The following is a 5,794-nucleotide window of genomic DNA, read 5'->3' as shown; positions in this document are numbered from 1 at the left end:
TGCCGTAGTTTGCTCTAATTTTTTGAATCTTATTTTGTATAGATGCTATGAAAGCATCTTCCGACTCGAAAAAACTCTCCCCAGAATAAAATACCTCATCAATGATCTCTTGTTTTTCAATGATGTTTTCTAGATCTTTTAGTTTCACTAGTGCATTGTATATTCGATCTAAATCATCAGAGCAAAGATCAATCGTTTCTTCGATCTTTTTCTGCTCTTCTTTTTTCAGTTCATTCCATCTTATTAATGCGTAAATACCGTACGGTATCCCGCTTGGAATACAAAGAAGCACTGTCGCCCAAGGTGGTAATTTAAATTTTTCTAATACTGAATCTTTCGCTGATTGATAACTTTCCTGGAGAATAACCCATCTTTCTTTCGCTTTTTTTTGATCTTCGGGAAAGGATCCCAATAAGCCCAACACATAATCTCGAAGCCGATTTACTTTTTTTTTGAGTATAGCAATTGTTTTTTTAGAGACCTTGCCTTTTAACTCTTTTAATACTGTGTCGATAAAAGAGATATTAAGGGTACTAAGGATGGAGCGGATGTACTCTTTGATACAACGACCTACAATTTCCTTGTCATAGTTGCGAACAAGACGAGGATCGATTTCTGGCAAATGTAAAAACTGTCCGATTTCCGGATTCGACTGGGAAAAGATGGTATTAATTAAGCTAGACTCTAGCACACTTTGTACAAAAACTTGAAGGTTTTCAAACTTTATGTCGTAATCTTTAAGATTTTTCATCTCTAGCTTCAGACTGTTCTTAAACCGATTTTCTAATAGTCTTTCATCATCAGGATCTAAAGGTTGCGAAGAACTCACACAGATCGGTCCCCTTTCAAAGTTCTCAGAAAAAGTTGCAACGCATGAGGATAAATGACTCGTATCTTCTAGATTATCAAATCGGATGATCTCTTTTAAGCCAATTTGCCTTAATAGTTCCTCTTCTCTTTCTTGGAGCCTCTTGCGACTTTCTGCTTTGGGGCCCGTTTCAGGCAATGGTATCTGTTGTGTTTGCTCTTTCTCTTCCTGCATCTTAGCAAGTTGTTGCTGCATTTTCTCTATCTTAGGTTGTAATGCCGGCATATCTAGAGCGGCAAGTGTCTCGATGGATGCACGAAGTGCAATCTCTTCTGGAGTGCGTTCTAATAGTTCTTTCTTCTGTTGCTCCTCTATTGCTTGAATTTGTCTAAAATCAGGATCTTTGGAGTATTTTGTGATTCCTAATAGACAGTCGTTCTTATTCTTGAGTAAATGACTCAGACGAGACCCTAGTTGAGCTGCGGCTGCAAACCTGCCTTCATTATTTGTGATCGACTCGAGAATCAATATTTGGGGAGTGTATTTTGCGATCAGCGCTTTTAGAGCACACTCCATCCCCAAAGAGATGAGAGATCCATTAGTATCGTCAAAACCGGGAAAATCAATGATGGCCCAATCTTGGACGATTTCAATGGTCGGGAGAAATGTACATGAAGTTGCTCCAGAAAGTCCAATAATCTGTTGCCGATCACTTTGTGATTCGTAGTGGAAGTCTTTTAATATCATCTGATCTCCTCTTAGGAAACATAACGTGGTCGACTTGCCGGCTCCTGAGGGGCCTAATAGGAATAAAATACGAGAGCGATCCGCAGGGATAGAGTTTACGACTTTTTGAATGATTGCTTCTCGAGTTTCCAAGACGATATGAGATAAGAGAGAAAAGGGGATTTTTTCAATTTCAGATCGCCGTTCGTTGCGACTGGGAAGAGCTCTCATTTGAAGGAGATGATCGTAGAGGTGAATGTAGCCGTTGTCGAGTAGTTCATCCAAATAAGCTGGATATGACAAAGGATCGTATTTTCTGAGCTCTTCTAAATCAGATTTTCTTTGTGCGATAACTTTCTTTAGCTGTTCGTAATCTTGAAGTTTTTTTTTCTTGCATTGCAAGATTTTATTCACTTTTTCAGTACGGTTAGGCCCTATCAAACATTTCACATCTTCATCGAATTGATCTGTGGAAAAGCAATAGGGAAGCTCCTCGGCAATAGCTTGAAAGTAACCGGAACTAAAGTTACGCTGTACGCTTTTAAACTCCTGCTCGATTTGCAACTCTGAATCTGAAAAGTGTTGTAAATGGTAGAGTGAAATCAAATCCTGCGCGCTAACTGCTTGATTAGAAACAATCTTTTTAACTTTTTCTATAATTTTTTGGAGGGCATGGTGGCTATTCCGCGCAGGTATCTCTTCAATTTGCCTCTCTAAGAGATCTACAGACTGATAAATTTGGTTAATCTCTTCCACATCGTGTCGACAAAGGAGCTCTTTTGCTAAAATCTTCTCAATGGCTTCCACTCCTTGTTCTATTATTCGAATAGGAGAGACAGATGTTCGTATTTGGCTGCAATAGCCATTATCGTGCATTCTTATATTATAGCGAGTCATCTCATTCATACTGATTTTCCTTTTGGGTTGAATTGACTAGCCGCCACACGCTTTGTTTTACTCTTTTCAAGCTGCAAGGTGATATAGCTTGGATGTTCATAGATTAATCCTTCGTCAATATGGTCTCTGCTAGCCTCGATTTGCCTGAATAGGCTTGTCTCAAATGCCAATACTTGAGACTGCAATAGAGACTGGTTTTCCATATCTCCGTTTTTTCTGGCCTGTAAGATCCCATACATGCAAAACGCTTGCACCTGGTAATCCAACATTTGTCTAAACCAAAGTGTGACGGCAATTTTAATTTCAAAAGAACCCATCGGTGATATTTCTTGGAGCATTGTTTCGTAAGCTGAGAGTAGCTTCATGCCATCCGCATTAGATTCAGAAAAAACACGCGACATTCTGATATGTACTTCCCAAAGCTTCTTTTCTGCTTCATCAAGTTGACTTTCGGTCAGAGTAGCTTTATAGAGCTTATGCTGATGTCTAATATCTTGGATGCTGGCGATGGAACCTTTTATCTCTTGAAATAAGGAAGTCCATGAGAGTTGACTTAATTGAGCATTAAACTTGTGCAGTTGTTCCAGGATTTTCACACTATTGTCATACGTTGCTTTAACGGTATCTGCTAGCTCATCTACTTTTGCATTCAGCTGCTCGCTTTGTTGTTGAATTTGATGATATGTAGCGATCCCTGCCAAACTCCAGGCCGATCCTGTTAGACGCTGAATTTGAGGAATGATGACTTTGTTGAAAACAGGAGGAGTTTTAATATCAAATAGAGCGATATGACTCGTGATAAAACCTTTTATAAAACCGTTGATATAATTTTCTGGCAAATAGCTCAATGCTGCTTCGCATAAACATTTATAGAGATAGTCCTTCCGCGTCTTAATCTCGATTTTATCACTTCCTTTATGTAAAAACAGCACTGTTCCTTCAACTGAGTAGAGGGGAGGAGGATTAAAAGGAGCTGCATAAGGAATGAGTTCATCGATACGACTCGCTACTGGGGAGTCAGGATGAAGATAGGCAGCATAGATTTCATCGACAGATTGTTGAGTAGCAGTGATGACTTTTTCTTTATTTTCTACATTTTTCGGCGAAAAAAAGTTGCCATCTCCATAGGCTCTCCATTGATCACCTCTTTGATTAGCAACGTTTAATCCTTCATGGCCATCTTTTTCGTGTTGAGCTCCCGTTAGTATCCCAGCCAGTTTTTTTGCCATATCTTTTGAGAATTTTAGCTGAGATATGAGAAAAACCTCTAACTCTCCTCGCTGATTACGGATGTGGCCTGAGGCAAACAAATCGGTTAAAAAATGACAGGCAAAGGCATCTAATGCATAGGCTCGTTTAAGTCCATCTATGTCTTGCCTTTCACCAGCATTCCTTGCCTCTTTTAATGCAAGAGCGTGCCCGATACGATAAGCATCCTGGGCATTTAAGGAAAAGTGATCGCTATTATCGATTAACAGTTCATCGATGTCGTTTTTGATCTTTTTGATCGCGTTGTTTTTCTCGATCATTTGGTTACTATAACAATGATGTGGCAAGCTCGAGTGTGTGACGGCTGTGCACTCCTGATCGATTTCTAGCAGAATTTTTCGTATCTCATCATTGTTTGCTTGGGCAAGAGTGTCGAAAGCTTTTATAAATCGTTCTGTTTTTTCTTCATCTGTTCCGCCCGGTAACGAAATGGCCTGACCGGCGACACCATAAAAGTCTCCAGCTAAAGCAACAATGTGTTGAAATCGAATGGGAGTAACGCCTTTGATGAGAAGCGGTACATCCTTTGGTAATCCCTTTAGTTGAACGGCTTCCCCAATGGCAACATGCTCTGCCGATCCAAACCCACCTACGACCAGATGGTCCTTAGGGCACGTATCGACTTTGTAGTTCATGTTGGATAAGCTGATTTCTACAATGCCGGCTGTCTTTATAAGAGCTGCTTGCAGTTTAAAGTGTTCTTCAGTGTTAGGGATTAAATTCTGAAGTCTCGATTGGGCCTCTTGACGGCCAAGGATGGGGCTGCCTTGAAAGATGTTTTCCCAATGAAGATTGGGAGTTGGTGCAACTGGAGAACTCATAAGAGTCTTTTCCTTCTTGATAAGATTAATGGACGTAGGCTCAAAACTTTTATTTCAGTTTGTTCTTTCTGCAAGACAGCTTGCACCTTAAGCACGTTGCAATATTGCTTTAAGCAAGTGAATTTTGGGTCTTCGGAGATTTGCGTGGTGAAAAATAATTTTAAGAAAAACAATCCAAAATTTTAATTCGAAAATTTTCAAAAATCACAAAACCAAATGCTTTTCTTTTAATAAGCTTAATTTTATTATTTATCCTTCTACAAAACCACTACTCACCCGGTTATCAAAATAATTTAGTATGTTTTCTTCCCCATTTAGAAGTGTCCTGACAAATGCATAATATTCTGAAACATTCCCTCATATCACATTAAGAATCCATGCGGACAAATTTGCTCTTCCTATTTCTCTATTTTCTGAGCTATTAAATATACTTATAAATGATTCCTTGAGCTCATAACAGGTTTTTAGTGATGGGCAAGCAGTTAATATTCTTTTTAAAATGCTTTCCTGTTCCTCTGTCAAATCCTCGCGATTCTTTAACACCACATATTTCGCTCGTTTCCCCATATCTCTTTATCATCGCCTTCTCTTTTAGCTTGCTTCCTGCAGTCGTCTAAGGACTTATTTAAATTTTGCATTACATGAAAACGATCTGCTACAGCCTTTGTTTTGGGCAATTTAAATTCCACTACAGATTTGATTTTGTTTTTAAATTGGCCATTTTAACCATCCAAGTATGCTTCTAAAGCTTTTTTTTGATCACTGAGAACATCAATGACTCTTTTATTTGTTAGATCACTAATCACAACAACAAAGTCTTTATGTCCTTTATGCATAGCAATTTCATCAACGCTGATCACCTCTGTGGGGAGGAGGAGCTTTATTTCTTGTTTTCGCTTTGCTATAATTTGATAAATTCCCGTAGCGGTTTTATCATTAATTCCAAATTTTTTGGCTGCAAGTAGCCGTTGTTTCTCGTCAGCATTCGTAAATTTCATGCTCAAATCGATTTGTATAATGTCGATATGGTACAGCAAACGATAGTGGTTCCGTGAAAGTACATAAACAATCCCGTTCAATCAAATCCAAGTCTCTATAAATTTTTGGAGTAACATCAACTAACTTGGAAATTGGCTTAAGACATGTTGGGCATAATTGCAAGTCGTACAGCATTCTTACAAAAAGATGAGCTCTATCTTTTTGAATATCAATGCCTGTAAATTTTACCCTTTCTAATTTAATCAGTTTGGTTACATGATTGTTCTTTAGTATT

The 5,794-nt window shown here is 38.6% G+C and carries 2 protein-coding genes and 2 pseudogenes; all 4 read right to left on the bottom strand.

What is annotated here, in order from left to right; genetic code table 11:
- Positions 1-2,440: pseudogene (locus TY19_RS06120) on the bottom strand (hypothetical protein); the annotation flags it as partial.
- Positions 2,437-4,521 (bottom strand): hypothetical protein, encoded by a 2,085-nt coding sequence (locus TY19_RS06115; RefSeq protein ID WP_042280994.1) that lies wholly within the window; start codon positions 4,519-4,521, stop codon positions 2,437-2,439. The gene TY19_RS06115 and the pseudogene TY19_RS06120, both read right to left, overlap by 4 nt.
- A 160-nt stretch (positions 4,522-4,681) precedes the next feature.
- Positions 4,682-5,210: pseudogene (locus TY19_RS26840) on the bottom strand (ISL3 family transposase).
- 33 nt (positions 5,211-5,243) lie between these two features.
- Positions 5,244-5,519, bottom strand: coding sequence for a hypothetical protein (locus TY19_RS06105; RefSeq protein ID WP_042280992.1), 276 nt, complete (start codon positions 5,517-5,519; stop codon positions 5,244-5,246).
- Positions 5,520-5,794: the final 275 nt, after the last annotated feature.

This window comes from Candidatus Protochlamydia sp. R18 (assembly GCF_000648255.1).
GTDB lineage: Bacteria > Chlamydiota > Chlamydiia > Chlamydiales > Parachlamydiaceae > Protochlamydia > Protochlamydia amoebophila.
Note: the sequence above shows the minus strand (reverse complement) of the source record. Positions and strands in the feature narration are given on the sequence as shown.

Bases quoted from the DNA above. Each gene is read 5' to 3' on its own strand.
- TY19_RS06105 (WP_042280992.1), bottom strand. From the start codon at position 5,519: ATGAAATTTACGAATGCTGACGAGAAACAACGGCTACTTGCAGCCAAA.
- TY19_RS06115 (WP_042280994.1), bottom strand. From the start codon at position 4,521: ATGAGTTCTCCAGTTGCACCAACTCCCAATCTTCATTGGGAAAACATC.